Annotated in this window: 18 protein-coding genes; 8 read left to right on the forward strand and 10 right to left on the reverse strand. The window is 40.8% G+C overall.

Features of this window, described 5'->3' with window-relative positions:
- Window positions 1–91 precede the first annotated feature (91 nt).
- Complete coding sequence (locus tag QZ379_RS08435) at window positions 92–877, forward strand: NigD-like C-terminal domain-containing protein (protein ID WP_291563114.1); 786 nt, start codon at window positions 92–94, stop codon at window positions 875–877.
- Here QZ379_RS08435 and fmt read toward each other — a convergent pair.
- From fmt to QZ379_RS08485, 10 genes are all read right to left on the reverse strand, one after another.
- Window positions 791–1,762: a methionyl-tRNA formyltransferase gene (gene fmt / locus QZ379_RS08440; protein ID WP_291563117.1), complete on the reverse strand. Its 972-nt coding sequence runs from the start codon at window positions 1,760–1,762 to the stop codon at window positions 791–793. The two genes, QZ379_RS08435 and fmt, sit on opposite strands and share 87 nt — an antisense overlap.
- A 10-nt stretch (window positions 1,763–1,772) precedes the next feature.
- Window positions 1,773–3,569, reverse strand: coding sequence for a chloride channel protein (locus QZ379_RS08445; protein ID WP_291563118.1), 1,797 nt, complete (start codon window positions 3,567–3,569; stop codon window positions 1,773–1,775).
- A gap of 21 nt (window positions 3,570–3,590) precedes the next feature.
- On the reverse strand, window positions 3,591–4,154 hold the full coding sequence (locus tag QZ379_RS08450; protein ID WP_291563156.1) for an L-threonylcarbamoyladenylate synthase: 564 nt from the start codon (window positions 4,152–4,154) through the stop codon (window positions 3,591–3,593).
- Between the two features lie 12 nt (window positions 4,155–4,166).
- Window positions 4,167–5,267, reverse strand: coding sequence for an Mrp/NBP35 family ATP-binding protein (locus QZ379_RS08455; protein WP_291563120.1), 1,101 nt, complete (start codon window positions 5,265–5,267; stop codon window positions 4,167–4,169).
- Window positions 5,268–5,340: 73 nt separating this feature from the next.
- Window positions 5,341–6,099 carry a tRNA (guanosine(46)-N7)-methyltransferase TrmB gene (gene trmB / locus QZ379_RS08460; RefSeq protein WP_291563123.1) on the reverse strand — a complete coding sequence of 253 codons (759 nt, stop codon included), beginning with the start codon at window positions 6,097–6,099 and terminating at the stop codon, window positions 5,341–5,343.
- 170 nt (window positions 6,100–6,269) lie between these two features.
- On the reverse strand, window positions 6,270–6,911 hold the full coding sequence (locus tag QZ379_RS08465; RefSeq protein WP_291563126.1) for a hypothetical protein: 642 nt from the start codon (window positions 6,909–6,911) through the stop codon (window positions 6,270–6,272).
- A 42-nt stretch (window positions 6,912–6,953) separates the two neighbouring features.
- A complete protein-coding gene (locus tag QZ379_RS08470) occupies window positions 6,954–7,973 on the reverse strand; it encodes a branched-chain amino acid aminotransferase (protein ID WP_291563128.1) in 1,020 nt (339 codons plus the stop codon).
- Between the two features lie 136 nt (window positions 7,974–8,109).
- Window positions 8,110–8,319: an exodeoxyribonuclease VII small subunit gene (xseB, locus tag QZ379_RS08475; protein WP_291563131.1), complete on the reverse strand. Its 210-nt coding sequence runs from the start codon at window positions 8,317–8,319 to the stop codon at window positions 8,110–8,112.
- 14 nt (window positions 8,320–8,333) lie between these two features.
- Window positions 8,334–9,632 (reverse strand): exodeoxyribonuclease VII large subunit, encoded by a 1,299-nt coding sequence (gene xseA / locus QZ379_RS08480; protein WP_291563159.1) that lies wholly within the window; start codon window positions 9,630–9,632, stop codon window positions 8,334–8,336.
- A 13-nt stretch (window positions 9,633–9,645) separates the two neighbouring features.
- Window positions 9,646–11,016, reverse strand: coding sequence for a S8 family serine peptidase (locus tag QZ379_RS08485; protein ID WP_291563134.1), 1,371 nt, complete (start codon window positions 11,014–11,016; stop codon window positions 9,646–9,648).
- A 391-nt stretch (window positions 11,017–11,407) separates the two neighbouring features.
- Between QZ379_RS08485 and QZ379_RS08490 the strand changes: the two genes are divergently transcribed.
- From QZ379_RS08490 to QZ379_RS08520, 7 genes are all read left to right on the forward strand, one after another.
- A complete protein-coding gene (locus QZ379_RS08490; protein WP_291563137.1) occupies window positions 11,408–11,629 on the forward strand; it encodes a helix-turn-helix domain-containing protein in 222 nt (73 codons plus the stop codon).
- Between the two features lie 4 nt (window positions 11,630–11,633).
- Complete coding sequence (locus QZ379_RS08495) at window positions 11,634–11,960, forward strand: HipA N-terminal domain-containing protein (protein WP_291563139.1); 327 nt, start codon at window positions 11,634–11,636, stop codon at window positions 11,958–11,960.
- 26 nt (window positions 11,961–11,986) lie between these two features.
- Window positions 11,987–12,952, forward strand: coding sequence for a HipA domain-containing protein (locus QZ379_RS08500; RefSeq protein WP_291563142.1), 966 nt, complete (start codon window positions 11,987–11,989; stop codon window positions 12,950–12,952).
- Window positions 12,953–13,186: 234 nt separating this feature from the next.
- Window positions 13,187–13,411 (forward strand): DUF3791 domain-containing protein, encoded by a 225-nt coding sequence (locus tag QZ379_RS08505; protein WP_291563144.1) that lies wholly within the window; start codon window positions 13,187–13,189, stop codon window positions 13,409–13,411.
- Window positions 13,408–13,890 (forward strand): DUF3990 domain-containing protein, encoded by a 483-nt coding sequence (locus QZ379_RS08510; RefSeq protein WP_291563147.1) that lies wholly within the window; start codon window positions 13,408–13,410, stop codon window positions 13,888–13,890. The genes QZ379_RS08505 and QZ379_RS08510 overlap by 4 nt, the downstream gene beginning before the upstream one ends.
- Before the next feature lie 257 nt (window positions 13,891–14,147).
- Window positions 14,148–15,089: a nitronate monooxygenase gene (locus QZ379_RS08515; RefSeq protein ID WP_291563150.1), complete on the forward strand. Its 942-nt coding sequence runs from the start codon at window positions 14,148–14,150 to the stop codon at window positions 15,087–15,089.
- A 31-nt stretch (window positions 15,090–15,120) separates the two neighbouring features.
- A complete protein-coding gene (locus QZ379_RS08520) occupies window positions 15,121–16,578 on the forward strand; it encodes a S41 family peptidase (protein ID WP_291563153.1) in 1,458 nt (485 codons plus the stop codon).
- Window positions 16,579–16,997 lie beyond the last annotated feature (419 nt).

Here is a 16,997-nt window from a genome sequence, read left to right on the forward strand (position 1 = left end):
GCAAAATACTGAGTAGCAAAGAAAAGCATAAATTTACCATCAAACTTGGGTTAATTTCATTTTAAAGTCAGAACTTGCAAACAACACTTTTATGAAACTTAATATTAGCACAGTCGGCATAATCTGTATAAGTATCTTAGGAACAATCCTACAGTCATGCATAAATAATGAAAACTATCCTGAACTATATCCTACAATGGGTACAGTCAACAATCTGAGCGATTATTCCATAAACTCGGATTTGTATGGCGATGTCATTCCCAAGAATCCGGACATAATAAGAAGCTACGAAGCAGACAGCATTGGACAAAGAATACTCGTCAACATAAATTTTCCAAATGCAGAGGATAAGGATTCCAAGGTTAACACCGGTAAGGAAGTTACTATATATGATTTATATAAAGTACTGACAAAAAAGGCTGATGACTTGAGATTAAACAATAACGAAGATAAAGAAAGTTTCGGAAATGATATAATAGAGATAACATACGCAAGCATCAGCAACGAACATCTGAATATCGAGTTCAACATCTCGGGAAGCAATGAAACAATCCCCCACCGTATCAGTCTGCTACTTACAGAAAATACACAGATAGACGATGAGGGGCTGCTGGAAGTTGAGCTTCGCCACAATAAAAACTCAGATAATGGCGACAAACTCTATTGGGGTATAGCGTCGTTTACTCTTTCAAGCATACCGGAATACTCTAACGCTAACTTTAAAGGTTTCAGAATAAAATACCAGTCTGAGGACAATACTACATCTGAAACAATTGTCAGACTACAAGGTTCAAGCCAGACAAGAATTGTCAGAAGCATGGAATCCTCGCAGGAAATCGGCAACAGGCATTCTCTTTTTGCCCGCCAGCTGCAGTGACAACACATTGACATAGCCGTCTGTTGAAGCTACATGCAGATAAGTTTTATTGTCTGTCAAAATAGTTCCAGGCTTATAATCATGGCTACAGAATATCTTCTCTGTTTCAAAAATCTTAAGCATGACCGGAGCTGAATCTCCCTGATGAAGTTCTGTCCATGCTGCAGGATATGGCGATAGTCCTCTTACGAAGTCATACACTTTCTTCACTCCTGCATTCCAGTCTATACGGCATGTTTCCTTGAAAATCTTCGGTGCCGGACGCAATGCGTCTACTTTTACAAGCTCTTCCTGAGGAGTAGTCTTAACGTTTCCTTCAAGAATGGCATCTACTGTCTTGAGCACCAAATCTCCTCCAAGCATCATAAGCTTGTCATATACCACTTCTACATTGTCCGTATCAGCAATAGGCACTCTTACCTGGTCTATAATCTCACCAGTATCTATCTCATGTTTCAGGAAAAATGTTGTTATACCAGTTTCTGTATCACCGTTTATCACTGCCCAGTTTATAGGAGCTGCACCTCTATATTGAGGCAATAACGATGCATGCAGATTGAATGTTCCCATAGGAGGCATATTCCATACCACCTCAGGCAACATTCTGAAAGCGACCACTATCTGCAAATCGGCCTTCAGCGAACGAAGTTCTTCCACGAAAGCCTCATCCTTAAGCTTCTCCGGCTGTAATACCTTCAATCCCTGAGATACGGCATACTGCTTTACCGGACTTGGCTGAAGGACACTGCCATGACGTCCCATAGGTTTGTCAGGCATGGTTATTACTGCCACTATATTATATCCACCTTCCACGAGTCTGCGCAGACTTTCTACCGCAAACTCCGGTGTACCCATATAAACTATACGCAAATCTTTCTTTTCCATAATCTTAAGTTTATTCTGCCGAGAAGTCTACAAGTACCTGACGGTAAGTATTGAGCATCTTCGACTTTGAAACAAATCCTTTATATTTATTATCCTCGTCCACTACAGGAAGGTTCCATGCCTTTGTAGAATCAAACTTCTCCATAACCTCTTCCATAGAATCCGTAGTGACAAGTTTAGCCTTCGGAACAGTCATAAAACTTTCCACAGTATATCTGTGATACAACTCCTGACGGAACATGATATTTCGGATATCATCAAGATTTACGATACCGATAAGTTCGTCATTTGCATCTATCACAGGGAACATATTTCTGCTTGACTTTGAGATGACCTTAACCATCTGTCCCAAATCCATTTCCGGCTTTACAGTAAGGAAGTCTGTTTCCATTATGCTCTCAATATTCATCATTGTAAGCACAGCCTTGTCCTTGTGGTGAGTAATAAGTTCTCCTTTCTTGGCCAGACGCATTGAATATATACTATGAGGCTCGAACACCTTTATAGTAAGATACGCAAATACGGAAACAATCATAAGAGGAAGGAACAATCCGTATCCTCCGGTAAGCTCAGCAATAAGGAACACCCCGGTAAGAGGAGCATGCATCACCCCAGACATAAGTCCGGCCATACCCATAAGAGCAAAGTTCTTCTCAGGAATGTAAGTACTTCCGATGTTGAATTCATTGCAAACATGAGAGAATACGAATCCGGCAATACATCCCAAGAAAAGACTTGGTGCAAATATACCGCCACAACCTCCTCCACCATTGGTAGCACTTGATGCAAAAACCTTGAAAAGTATAATCAGCAACAAATACACTACCAGAAGTCCGCTATGACCATAGAACAGAGAATTGTTCATTACCGTATCCCACTCAGCGCTTGAAGTTCCGTTAAGCAGAAGCGATATCGTGTCATAACCTTCACCATAGAGAGGAGGGAAAAGGAAGATAAGGATACTCAGCATTATACCTCCAAGCACGAACTTTGAATACGGGCTGGAGAAACGCCTGAATATATTCTCAATCCAATTCATCGAACGTGTAAAATACCATGCTATCAAACCGCAGAAAATTCCCAATACCATAGCATAAGGAATGCGCTCAAGAGCAAAAGGATAATCCAATGTGAACTGGAACATAGCCTCCGTCCCTGTAAGCAGATAAGACATACATGCAGCCGTAACACTTGATATAAGCAATGGCAGCAGAGAAGCCATTGTCAAGTCGAACATAAGCACCTCAAGGGTAAATACCAATCCTGCTATAGGTGCCTTGAATATTCCGGACACGGCACCTGCAGCACCACACCCCAACAGCAGCATAAGAGTCTTATGGTCCATACGGAACATGCTTCCAAGGTTGGAACCTATGGCAGACCCCGTAAGGACTATAGGCGCCTCGGCTCCTACAGATCCACCGAAACCGATGGTTATTGCTGATGCGCAGACTGACGACCATACATTATGGCCCTTTATCCTACTCTGACGACGCGAAATCGCATACAATATCTTAGTTACACCATGGCTTATGTCATCGCGTACAATATATCTGATAAACAGTCCGGTAATGAAAATTCCGGCTACCGGATAAACCAGATACAGCCAGTTGGCTCCTGTTGTATCAAAGTTCTCAGTAAGGAACTCCTTTATATATTCTACAAGGAACTTCAGGACAAAAGCAGCCAGAGCAGTAAAGATACCTACCAAGAAACTAAGTATGAGTATGAACTGCTTATCGGTGATATGCTTTTCTCTCCACTTTAGAAAACTCTGCAAAAAAGAAAATTTTTCCTTAGTCTTCATTCTCCAGCAAATTTATATCAACTATTCTCTGATAACTTTAACCACACCGCCCTTGCCAAGTTTGATTATACTTGACGGTTTTGCAGGACCGGTTTCCTCTCTTCTGTAGTCCACAATATAGTCTACAGCATTCTTTATTTCCTCGCTAATCTCACTGAATACGGCAGGAGAAGGCTCACCACTTATATTTGCCGAAGTTGAAACAATCGGTTTTTTGAATCTGAAACAAAGCTGTTTTGAGAATTCTTCCGAAGTAACTCTTATACCCACGCTGCCATCCTCGGCAATAAGGTTTGGCGCGAGATTTCTTGCTCCATCATAGATTATTGTAAGCGGTTTTGTTGTCATCTCTATCAGGTCCCATGCCACATTAGGCACATCGCTGACATACGATTCAACTTTTACCGGACTGTCCACCAACACTAACATAGCCTTACTGTCAGCCCTGCGCTTAATTTCAAAAACCTTCTTTACTGCTTCTTCGTTTGTTGCATCGCAACCTATACCCCACACTGTATCTGTAGGATATAGGATTACTCCGCCTTTATACATGACTTCGCATGCTTTTTTAATTTCATCATTCATCATAACCCTATATTATTTATGAGTCTGTACAATCTGTGTCGGTGCCATTTCAACATTCCTTTTTTCAGTCTGCTCTACCACATTCTTGGCAAGTTCGATAAATGCCTGTCCTGTAATAGAATCCTCGTCAAGAGCCACCGGAGTACCGTTATCTCCTCCTTCGCATATGCTCTGCACGATAGGAATCTGTCCCAATAAAGGAACATTAAGTTCTTCTGCCAGCCTTTTTGTACCTTCCTTTCCGAACAGATAGTATTTGTTTTCAGGAAGTTCTGCCGGAGTAAACCATGCCATATTTTCTACCAGACCGAGGATAGGTACATTAACCTTATCATTCTGATACATATTGATACCCTTGCGTGCATCAGCCAAAGCCACTTCCTGAGGTGTACTTACTATCACTGCACCAGTAATGGCAAGGTTCTGCAACAGGGTAAGATGAATATCGCTTGTTCCCGGAGGAGTGTCAAGAACGAAATAATCGAGTTCTCCCCATTTTGCGTCACCCACGAGCTGTTTCAAGGCATTGCTTGCCATTGCTCCGCGCCAGAGAGTGGCCTGTTCAGGACTTACGAAGAATCCTATAGACAGAAGTTCGATACCATATTTTTCTACCGGTACAATCAAATCGCGTCCTCCGACTTCTTCAGCATATGGACGTGCATCTTCTACCTGAAACATCTTTGGTACAGACGGCCCGAATATATCAGCATCGAGCAAACCGACCTTGTAGCCCAACTTAGAGAGAGCTACAGCAAGGTTTGCAGCCACAGTCGATTTACCGACGCCACCCTTACCTGATGATACAGCAATCACATTCTTCACCTGAGGAAGGAGTTTTCCCGGCTCAGGACGTGCAGCCTGCTTGCTTTCTGTTGTTATGGTTACTTCTACCTCTTTGGAAACATATGTATGGATAGCAGTTTCTGCCGATTTAACTACAGATTTCATAAACGGGTCTGTAGGCTTTTCGAAAATAATCGAGAAGCTTACTTTCATTCCGTCTATACGGAGATTGTCGGCCACCATTTCAGCCTCAACAATATTTTTCCCGTTTCCCGGATAACGCACTGTAGAGAGTGCATCAAGAATCAATTTTGGATATAGTGTCATAAATATATTTTTTTGAAGTTATTGATGTTAGAGAAGTTAAAGAAGTTATGAAGTTAGAGAAATAAGACTTGGTTCATTTACTGGTCTTAAGTCCACTTCTTTTGCTACGGTTATAGCTTCTGTAGTCATCAAGTTCGATTTCCACATCCGGTTCCTTCAGTTCACCTTCCTGAGGCAATCTGAACTTGATATACTTGATATTCAGACCTCTGTCAAGCCACTGCTGTTCGTAGTATGTACGAATACTGAGAATATCATCATCCATTCCCGAATGATACAGGTCGTCAGTAATAAATTCTACAGGCAAATTGTTAGCCTCTATCATATATTTGGTATATGTAAACATGAAATTACTGTCAGTCTTCAGATGAACTATTCCACCCGGGACGAGAAATTTCCTGTATCTTTCCATGAAATAAGTAGAAGTAAGACGCTTTGCAGCCTTCTTCATCTGTGGATCCGAGAATGTAAGCCATATTTCGCTAACCTCTCCCGGTGCGAAGAAACGGTCTATAATCTCTATATTAGTACGCAGGAAAGCAGCATTTTTCAGTCCTTCATTCAAAGCCTCTGTAGCTCCGGTCCACATACGTGCACCCTTTATATCAACCCCTATAAAATTCTTGTCAGAATATCTCCTTGCAAGCCCTACTGTGTATTCACCTCTTCCGCAACCAAGTTCCAGAACGATAGGATTATCATTCTTGAAGAAGTCACGGTTCCAGTTTCCCTTCATCTCGAAGTTAACTTCATCAACCACCGAATACGGATATTCGAACACATGCGGATATTCCGCCATATCTGCAAATTTAGCTAATTTACCTTTTCCCATGTTGAATAAAATCTTTTACATTGCAAATGTAAGTCTTTTCAACGGAATTGACAACAAAAAACAAGTTGTTGGAAAATTTAAGGATATCGTAAAAAAGAACAATACGGGCAGATAATTGTAAAAACTATTATCCGCCCGCATTGTTCTTCTAATCTATATTATGTACATAATTATGGTTCTTCCTGAACATCAGGGATTTCCGGTGTTTCAGCAGTTTCTTGGGTTTCAGCAGTCAATTTACGATAGATAACAGCTGAACATCCCATACCGATAATAACATAAGCTATAAAAAGGCACAAAACAAGCAGAATACCCAATATTGGAATAAGACCGAATATAAACGACAATATATAATATGCAAGACATAACACAAACTGGATTCCAAAGATTGTCCATTTATATCCATATGTAGCTTTGTTACTCTGTACCATAGCTTCACCAGGGGCAACTCCTTTGTCCAACAATATATAAATAGCCAATGACCATCCTAAACTGATAACAATGGCAGGAACTATCATGAAAAACAGTGCCGGAATTACAGCCATAGCCATCAGTCCTATCAGAGTAAAATATTCTCCCATATATTTACGATACTTACTGTCAAAAATAAATACCGGAGAAATGACCTTGCCTTTGCTCAATTCAATAGGAATTGTAGTCATGGCAATGGTAGTACCAACATTCAAATATGGTATCCATATTGTAACAATCCAAAGTACTGTTGCAACCAACAATGATACCGCATTTTTCATACCCAATGATATTCCCTCTGAGAGAACACCCATCACTGTAATCTTCTTCTGTGTTTCCATAAAAGTTTTTTTTAAAAAAAGTTTATAATAGTATGTACAATCTTATTCTACTATCATCACCCATCCGTATGGATCCGGTTCGTCACCATACTGAATAGCGCGCAACTTATTGTAAAGTTTTTCGCTTATAGGCCCCGGCTTGCCATTCTTTGCAATAACGTATGATTTATTGTTTTCCAAATCATCGATACGTTCTATAGGGCTGATAACGGCTGCTGTACCGCATGCTCCGGCTTCTTCGAATGTTTCAAGCTCCTCTTCAGCAATAGGACGACGTTCAACTTTCAATCCCATATCTTCAGCCAACTGCATCAAGCTTCTGTTTGTGATAGAAGGCAGAATAGATGTAGAAAGCGGAGTTACATAAGTATTGTCTTTGATACCGAAGAAGTTGGCTGCACCACACTCTTCGATATATTTCTTTTCCTTTGCATCAAGATAGAACTCGCTTGCATAGCCGGCATCGTGAGCCATTTTATTGGCACGAAGACTTGCAGCATAGTTACCACCTACCTTGAAAGTACCAGTTCCAAGCGGAGCGGCACGGTCGAACTGACGGATTATCACATAAGGGTTAGTAGCAAATCCACCTTTGAAATAAGGACCTACCGGAGTGACAAAGACTACGAAAAGATACTCACTGGCCGGATGTACGCCCACCTGTGCTCCTGTACCGATAAGCAACGGACGGATATACAGAGAAGCACCGCTTTCATATGGAGGCAAAAAACATTCATTTGCCTTAACAACTTTCTTTACAGCTTCGCAGAACAGTTCTGTAGGAAACTCCGGCATAAGAATACCGTTGCAAGTGCTTTGCAAACGTTCTGCATTTGCCTGTGGACGGAACACACGAATCTTGCCATCCTTTCCGCGATATGCCTTAAGTCCTTCAAAAGCTTCCTGTCCATAATGCAGACATGTTGCAGCCATATGGATATTAAGTGTTTCTTCCGAACAAAGTTCCAATTCACCCCACTTTCCGTCGCGATAATAGCAACGAACGTTGTAATCTGTCTTCATATAACCGAAAGACAAATTAGACCAGTCAATTTCTTTCATAACTATATTATTTAATATTTTTTGTTTTCAATTATATTACATTGACGGCAAATGTAAGATTTTAATTTACATATTCCAATTTTTACAATAAATATTTAGACTAAAATCTTAAAATCCGTCCACTACGCTTACATTATTATTCTTCTCCGCCATGACTGTCGTCAAGCATTTTTCTTATTTCTTCATCAGCCTTATAAAGTTTATCCTTGCAGAACTTAATGAGTTTCTGAGCTTCTTTCAGATTATCTCCCAACTGATCAATATCGAGTTCTCCACCCTCTATTTTAGCTACAATAGCCTCTAACTTTTTCATGGCTTCTGTATATGTTTCTTTTTTTGCTGCCATATCTGTAATACTTTTTATTTTACTATACTCTTGAATTTACCTGTAGCCAGAACAGTTTCCACTTCATCTCCCGGTTTTAGAGCCGAAGTATCGCGCACTGCCCTACCATTATAAAGGGTTATACTGTACCCACGTTTCAGAAGATGCTCCGGCGAGGATGACTTCAGAATCCTGTCAACAAGTTCCAGCCGATGTTTCTCTTTTTCCATCCGCGAAGTGGCAAGCATTACGAGGCGCGGCAGAACATCCAACTGATGTTCCTCTCTGATAAAACGCTTCTGCCATGCCATCTGCAAGCGTGAACAGTTCCTCTCGCATCGCATATTTTCACGCTGTATCCTTGACTGAACCACCAACGGCACACGTGCCACAAGCCTGCTGATACGCTCTGCCTCAGCATTAAGCCGTACAGGAATCTCGCTGCGGATACGCTCTGACAGATCCTCCAACCTGCCTGCCGTTTCAAGCATTCTACCTATTATATATTCGGCAGCTGCCGTAGGAGTCTTTACCCTTGTGTGCGAAACCATATCAATCACAGTATCGTCACGTTCATGTCCGATACCGGTTATCACAGGCAAGGGGAACTGCGCACAATGTGCAGCCAAATCGTATGTATCGAATCCCGACAAATCGGATGTCGCTCCTCCGCCACGAATAATGACCACCACATCCCAGTTATCGCAATCGGCATAAATACGTTCCAAAGCTGAAATAACAGATTCCTCCACCCTGTCACCCTGCATTATGGCAGGAAAGAGTTTTGTATAAAAGACGAAACCGAACTTATTGCCATGCAACTGATTGCAGAAGTCTCCGTAGCCGGCTGCTGTGGCCGATGAAATTACAGCTATCCTCTGCAGAGGTTCAGGCATTTCAAGTTCCTTGTTCATCGTCAGTATGCCTTCTTCATCAAGCTTCTTCAGAATCTCTTTTCTCCTGCGGGCCAAATCGCCTATGGTATATGCAGGGTCAATATCTACTACTGTGAGCGAAAAACCGTACAACTCGTGAAAATCGACAGTTACCTTCACCATCACCTTTATCCCTGAGACAAAAGCCTGACCTGTTTCACGCTCGAAATATGGACGAAGACGCATAAACACATTGCTCCATATCACTCCACGTGCCTTGGCTATCAAAGCATTGCTTTTAGGGTCCTTCTGTACAAACTCCATGTAACAATGTCCGGAATAATTAGAACGCACATCGCTCAGCTCCGCCTGTATCCAGTATTCATCCGGCAGACAGGCGTGAAGTCCCCGACGCACAAGGGAATTCAGTTCGTATAAAGACATCGCTTCGTTTTCCATCATACAGAGTCTTTTAATTGTTTTTCATATCCATACCTATCCGATAAGCCTTCCACATATCCGTAATGCCATAGCCGAATATATTGTCCGGATATTCATATCTGTCCGAAGCCCGATGAACAACATCTATAAGTTCAGTAACCGTCAGCCACGGACAAGCCTGCCAAAAACAGGTTACAAGCCCACAGAAGATAGGCGAAGCAAAAGAAGTGCCGTTGCCATATGAAATACCTCCATTAGTCCCTGCCACACCGGAATGGAAACCCACCGCCATAACATCCGGCTTGATACGTCCGTCGGCAGTATTACCCACAGAGGAGAAATCGGCATTCACACCGTCTGTATTGACTGCACCTATAGTAAGTACCCCTTCTGCATCACCCGGAGGAGTGATTTTCTTCCAGCTTGAAGCGCCTGAATTTCCGGCACTGCACACTATAAGCATACCTTTTTTAGAAGCCACAGAAGCCGAACGCGACATAAGCGATGTACGCCCGTCGAGGTCGCGATACTTATAATTGTTCGAAGCATCATCAAAAGAATAATATCCAAGAGAGGTGTTTACCACATCCACCCCTACACTGTCTGCAAACTCCACTGCAGCAGCCCAATAGTCTTCTTCCGCCGGCTGTTCAGTATCATTATCTTCACTCCTTAAAAGCCAGTAGGATGCTCCCGGAGCAGAACCGACCATGACCTTGGGCATATCGACAGCCATGCAGGAGAGAACTTTCAGTCCGTGATTATGCTCCGCGTAAATATCCGAATTGGGATTCACAAAATCCTTTGTTCCAAGTATATGCAGCTTGCGGAAAAACTTCATTTTGTCCACATTATAATAACCGGCATCTATGACTGCCACATGCATACCCTCGCCACGGAATCCTGCCAAGTGCAGACTGTCGCCATGATGAATCTTTATCTGCCGGGCCGCAACTCCATAATAATCGTCAGTCTTTTTCCACTTGTTGGTTATCTCCTTTTTCCTGTCCTTGTTTCGTGGAAAAACAGTGTCAGGCGATACCCACACTTTCCTGACATCAACCACAAACGGATTTTGTCTGAAGCGCTCTGCTATCTCCTCGTCGTGAACCAGCATCAGGACTGTATTGTTCCACTTGCTCTGCATCTGATACTCCCCACCCTGCTCCACAAGACGGTCGATATATGTTTTGCAAACAGGCAAGTCTGTAGAATCGATGTCTATACCCTGTCTGTGTCTGCGCTCCAAAGCACGTTCGGACAAGAACTCCTGCGGACGGTCTAAACTATAAGCAGTGAGCGACTTATCTCTCAATGTAACACGATATTTATATGTTTCTGCATAAGAGTTTAAACGCAGTAATAACATCAAACTAAAAAGTAGTAAAATTCTTATTTTCATACGAGTTTATGGGTTTTAAGACGCAAAGGTATTATAAATTAAGCACCGATAAAAGATTTGTCCGACAATATATTTAAAATATCAGATTTTATACATTCCTGGAAGACTGTTTATATCCGGTTTTTAAAGATTAAAAATCTTTGTCGTTTGACAGCTGTCAGACATATGTTTGACACCTGTGGGATATTTGTTTGACAGCTGTCGTCTGTACGTTTGACAACTGTCAGACGATAAAGATATAAGCACGTTTGCAAAGCTTTTTTTATACAAAGAAATCACAATATACTGTGATTTTACAATTATTCATCCTAAAAAGGTATTCATTTCTCAGAAAAATCACAATATACTGTGATTTTGGCTTGTAATATTAGTAAAAATGACATATATTTGTATGAAATACCAATATATTGTGAATATGAAAACATTGGGAGAACAGATAAAAGTTCGCAGAACGGTTCTTAAAATCAGACAGCAAGAACTGGCAGACTTGGCAGGTGTGAGCATAAACACCGTTGTTGCGATAGAGCGCGGAACAGGAAATCCCCGTATAGAAACTTTTGTTTCTGTTTGCGATGTATTAGGACTACAAATTGTAACTAAATTAAAGGATTAACAATATGCGACAATGTGAAGTATATCTGCACGGAATAAAGACCGGCGTATTGACAGAAAATGATAGCCATGAGTATAAATTTACTTACGATAAGGCATATTTATTAAATGAGAATTGCGACGCTGTAAGTCTGACGCTACCGCTCCGTTCAGAGCCTTATTATTCACAGCACCTGTTCTCCGTATTTGCCAATATGCTGTCGGAAGGTGATAACCGCCAAATACAATCCCAGCTACTTCGTATAGACCCTGAAGATGATTTTGGAATACTATTGGCAACTTGTCAGTTTGATACCGTTGGAGCCATAACTGTTAAACCGATAGAGTTATGAAAGAATTAACTATTTGCCCATCCACGTTGCAAAATGGATTTGACACTTATTCGCCACATGCACGAAAAATATTATTCGACGGTAATGCCGTATCACATATTTTCTCGGAAGCAAGTCCGGATACAGAAACAGAAGATGCGAATGAAGCCATTAAGAGCGTAGGACGCATATCACTTTCCGGAGCACAACCTAAGTTTTCCATTGTGGTTGATGGCAACAAGTTACGTTACACTCGTGAAGGAGAACAGGGTACATTTATCTTAAAGCCACGCCCTACGGGATACCAGATTATAAATAAGGATTTTTGTGCTGCCAATGAGCATGTTACCATGCAAATAGCATCACAAGTATATAACATTGAAACAGCAGCAAATGCACTTTGCTTCTTTGATGATGGTACACCCGCATACATTACCCGTAGATTTGATGTACACAGCAGAGGCAAATATAAACAAGAGGACTTCGCTGCATTATTGGGATATACCAAAGATAACGCCGGACCTAATTACAAATACGATAAAGCCAGCTACGAAGATTGTGCCGAGGTTATTCATCGCTATGTCAAAGCTGCGCTGATAGATATCCGTAGATTCTTCAGAATAATCCTATTTAACTTCGTAACGCTGAACGATGATGCCCATTTGAAAAACTTTTCCTTGATAGAACGCAATGGAGAATACCGTTTGTCTCCTGCATACGACTTGATAAATACATCTTTGCAACTTCGTGAACCACATATCTTTGCATTAGACAAAGGTCTTTTTAAGGAAGGAATGGCATTTACTGACACTCGCACAATCTGTCGTTCTGATTTTGAAGAGTTCGGTAAGCGGATTGGGCTTCCTGCAAAGGTAATAAAGCAAGAGATTGATATGTTTACTGCAGAACAGCCACTGGTAAAAGAGTTACTTAGTCGCTCTTTCCTCTCTCCTTTTTTGCAAAATCAATACTGGATAGCATTCGAATTCCGTCGTAAAATGCTAACCTTCTAATGTTAAAAATAAACGCTTCGTCATTCGATTCTAAACGACCGTTCATTTTGAATCAAACGACGAAGCATTTTATTTCCGGCGTTTTATCCAATTTTTTTTCGCAGAAAGCCAGGTCTTTATATTGATTTTATCGGGAATAAAACATATTTTTGTATCATTGGAAAATAGATATAATGAGGTTTTAAAGTGTAGTGAAATTATTACATAGCAAAAGCTTACAATAGGAGAATTACAATGAGTAAAAAAGATAAAGACATAGCACTCTTCGTTTCATTCTGCATCGAAGAATATAAAACAGCTCAAGGAATGACCGGCGAGCAGGTACTTGACTTGTTCTCCCGGTATGGAGTTATAGATTATTTAAGCAAATGCTTTGAACCGCTTCACACTCAAGGCCGACAGTGGCTGATAGAAGAAATAAATGAGTTTATTGAAATAAGAAAAAGCAAAAAGGCATGAAGATATATCACGGCAGTTTAGAAATTGTGGAATATCCCCTGATAATAAAAGGCAACCGCAGACTCGACTACGGTGAAGGCTTCTATACTACGACTTCGGAAAAACAATCCAAAGACTGGGCTAAAAGGCGTATGTTAGAAAAACACGCTACATGCGGATATGTGAATGTATATGAGTTTGATAACCCAAAGTTGTCTGAACTTAAAAGTCTATTTTTTTCAGAGCCAAGTAAAGAATGGGCTGAATTTGTCATGGCAAACAGAACCCAAAAAGACTTTAATCATGACTATGATATCGTATATGGCCCTGTTGCCAATGATAAAGTGTATCTTCAGTTCAGCCTATACGAATCCGGTGCTATAGGTATTGATACACTTATCAGTGAACTAAAAACATACAAATTGGTTGATCAGTATCTATTCCATACTGAAAAGGCACTGACAGCCATACATTTTATAGAAGCTATTAAAATAGAATAATATGTTCCAGATAAATCAAAGTAATATTCATCTGCTCCTGCCTGGAAAGATAAGTTGGCTGGTAGAATATCTGCACGATGATTACGGCTACACACTTGAAGAGAGTTTAAGTCGCATATATCATTCTGAACTTTACAAGAAGCTATCAACCGAAAGCACAAAATATTGGCATTTAGGCCCTGTAGACTTGTATGAAGAATTAAAAAGGGAACTATAACATTGTCTGTTCAACAGACTACCATTAAAATAATCAACAAATGAACAACAGAATAACAGAACTTTTCGGCATAAAATATCCTATCATCTCGGGAGGTATGGTTTGGTGCAGCGGATGGGAACTCGCAGCAGCTGTAAGCAATGCAGGCGGTTTAGGACTTATAGGAGCAGGCTCAATGTATCCTGATATTCTCAGAGAGCATATCAGAAAATGCAGAAAGGCCACCGACAAGCCTTTCGGGGTAAATATTCCACTGATTTCAAAATACTCTGAAGCCATCATAGAGGTTGTGATAGAAGAGAAAGTTCCTGTCGTTTTCACCTCGGCCGGCAACCCAAAGACATGGACAGGAAAGCTGCATGAAAACGGAATAAAGGTGGCACACGTTGTGGCAAGCACAAAGTTCGCACTCAAAAGTCAGGAGGCCGGTGTTGATGCTGTAGTGGCAGAAGGATTCGAGGCAGGAGGACACAACGGAAGGGAAGAAACCACTACAATGGTTCTTATTCCTCAAATAAAAAGACATCTGGAGATTCCTCTGATAGCCGCCGGAGGAATATCTACCGGCCGGAGTATGCTTGCCGCATTTGCTTTGGGGGCTGAAGGTGTACAGGTGGGGACACGTTTCGCAATAACCCAAGAGAGTTCCGCACATGAGAAATTCAAAAGCCTCTGTACGGAATTGAAAGAGGGCGACACCATGCTTGCACTGAAGAAAATAGTACCTACGAGATTAATCAAAAACGATTTCTATCACAATATAGAGTCTGCCGAAAACAGAGGAGCTACGCCGGAAGAGCTTACGGAACTTTTAGGCAAAGGAAGGGCGATGAAAGGAATCTTCGAAGGAGATTTGTCAGAAGGAGAACTGGAAATAGGCCAGGTGTCATGCATGATTGATGATATCCCTACCGCAAATGAGGTTGTAGAAAGAATGGTAAAAGAATACAACGATGCAATAGACAGTCTAATGAGAATTTAAAATCTTACATAAATCTTAAAAGCAAAAAACTATGGACTTTAACAGACTTAAAATCACAATTGCAGGTATTATACTGTTAGGAGGTATAATATCAGGCTGCAACCGTTCTGATATAAACAATCCGGAAGGAAAAAACAAAATAACAGAAGAAACAAGACTGGCCAATACCTTCGCCAAAGAGGCTCTTGAAGTTTATTATTACTGGAACGAAGAGATATCCGATGATTTAAGCAAGCTCGACCCTGCTACAAATTCCGCCCCTATTGCTACGGTAGAGGAAATAAGATACCACGACGGAGAAAATCAGATAGACAAATGGACAATGCTGACAGACAATATGGAAGAGTTTACAAGCAGTGTGCAGGGTGTATCAACCACTTATGGCTTCACTCCTGTGGTATATTACAAGAACAAAGAGGGGAATGAACTGATTGCCGCTGTAGCATATGTTTCAGAAGGAGGCCCTGCCGCAGAAGCCGGTATGAAAAGGGGTAATTTGATTGAAAAAATAAACGGTGAAGTCCTTACAACTGAAAATTATCTGAACCTCTATTATTCATCGGAAATCACACTTTCATTATCTGAACTTACAGATAATGTAATAACCCCGACCAAAGATGTAGCATTGACAGCCACAGAGATGTACGAAAATCCTATACTTTGCCACAAAACATTTGACGTAAACGGTAAGAAAATAGGCTATCTGGCATACAGCAGTTTTGACCTTAAGTCCATTCCGGAACTTATAAACATATGCAAGGAGTTTAAAAGCGAAGGAGTAAAGGAACTTATCCTCGACTTGAGATATAACGGAGGAGGATATGTTATAACCGAATGTGTACTGGCATCAATGTTTGCTCCACAAGCAAATGTTACAAATAATGATATTTTTGAAAAAGAAGATTATAACGAGTTCTTCACTGAATACTACAAGAAAAACGGCACTTCTACAGTAACCCGTTTTGAAACTGAATATAATTATAAAGAAATTAATCTGAATGTAAGTACAAACGATGCCAACATAAGTTTGGATAAAATTTACGGCATAATATCCGGCAACAGCGCATCGGCATCCGAAGCCCTTCTTTCAGGATTAATGCCATACATGGACATTGAACTTATCGGACAGCAGTCACACGGAAAATATTGTACAGGATGGATGCTGTCGGCAGAAGATGCATACGATAAAGTTCCGCAAGCCATCAAGAACTGGGGTATTTATGTTATGGTAAGCATTTACAAAAATGCGAACGACGAAACTCTATGTATGCCGGACGGTCTTAAACCGGACACTGAGGTAGAAGACAATCCATTCGAGCCATACCAGTTAGGAGATGAGAACGAAGCCATGCTGAGAGCCGCTCTTGAAAAAGCCGGAAAGGAATACCCGGCATCAAGAGCAGGAAGAATAGAAACACCTAAGATGAATATTGTCGATACTCCGAAGAAGGCAGTCTTCGGAAGAAGGATTATCATTCCTTCACTATAATTTGGCGTTCACTACCCATTCAGCAACAGTTCAGTAAACGTTCAATGAATGAGTAGTGAATACATAATTATAATGCAATTCGAATGTTATTCGAATACTGTTCGAACGTTATTCGAGATACCATCTAAGCACTGTTTAAACGCCATTTAAATAGTGGTTAATATAACAGCTTTTGCAGTGTGAAGGATGTAAAAGTGAAATACACTATGATTTACTGAGTTTTTTCGAATACCGTAACAGCAACCTATCATCAGCAATGTCCTGACGAATTAACATAGTTCTAAATCTGAAAGTTAACTTTCTAATAAAAAGCACCAATATTTTTATAACAAAAGTTTACAAATACTTTGTTTAAAACGAAAAACATATTACATTTGCAAAAGTTCAATAATATTACTGAATGACATATTAACGAAAGG

Source organism: Bacteroides sp. (assembly GCF_019417265.1).
GTDB lineage: Bacteria > Bacteroidota > Bacteroidia > Bacteroidales > Bacteroidaceae > Phocaeicola.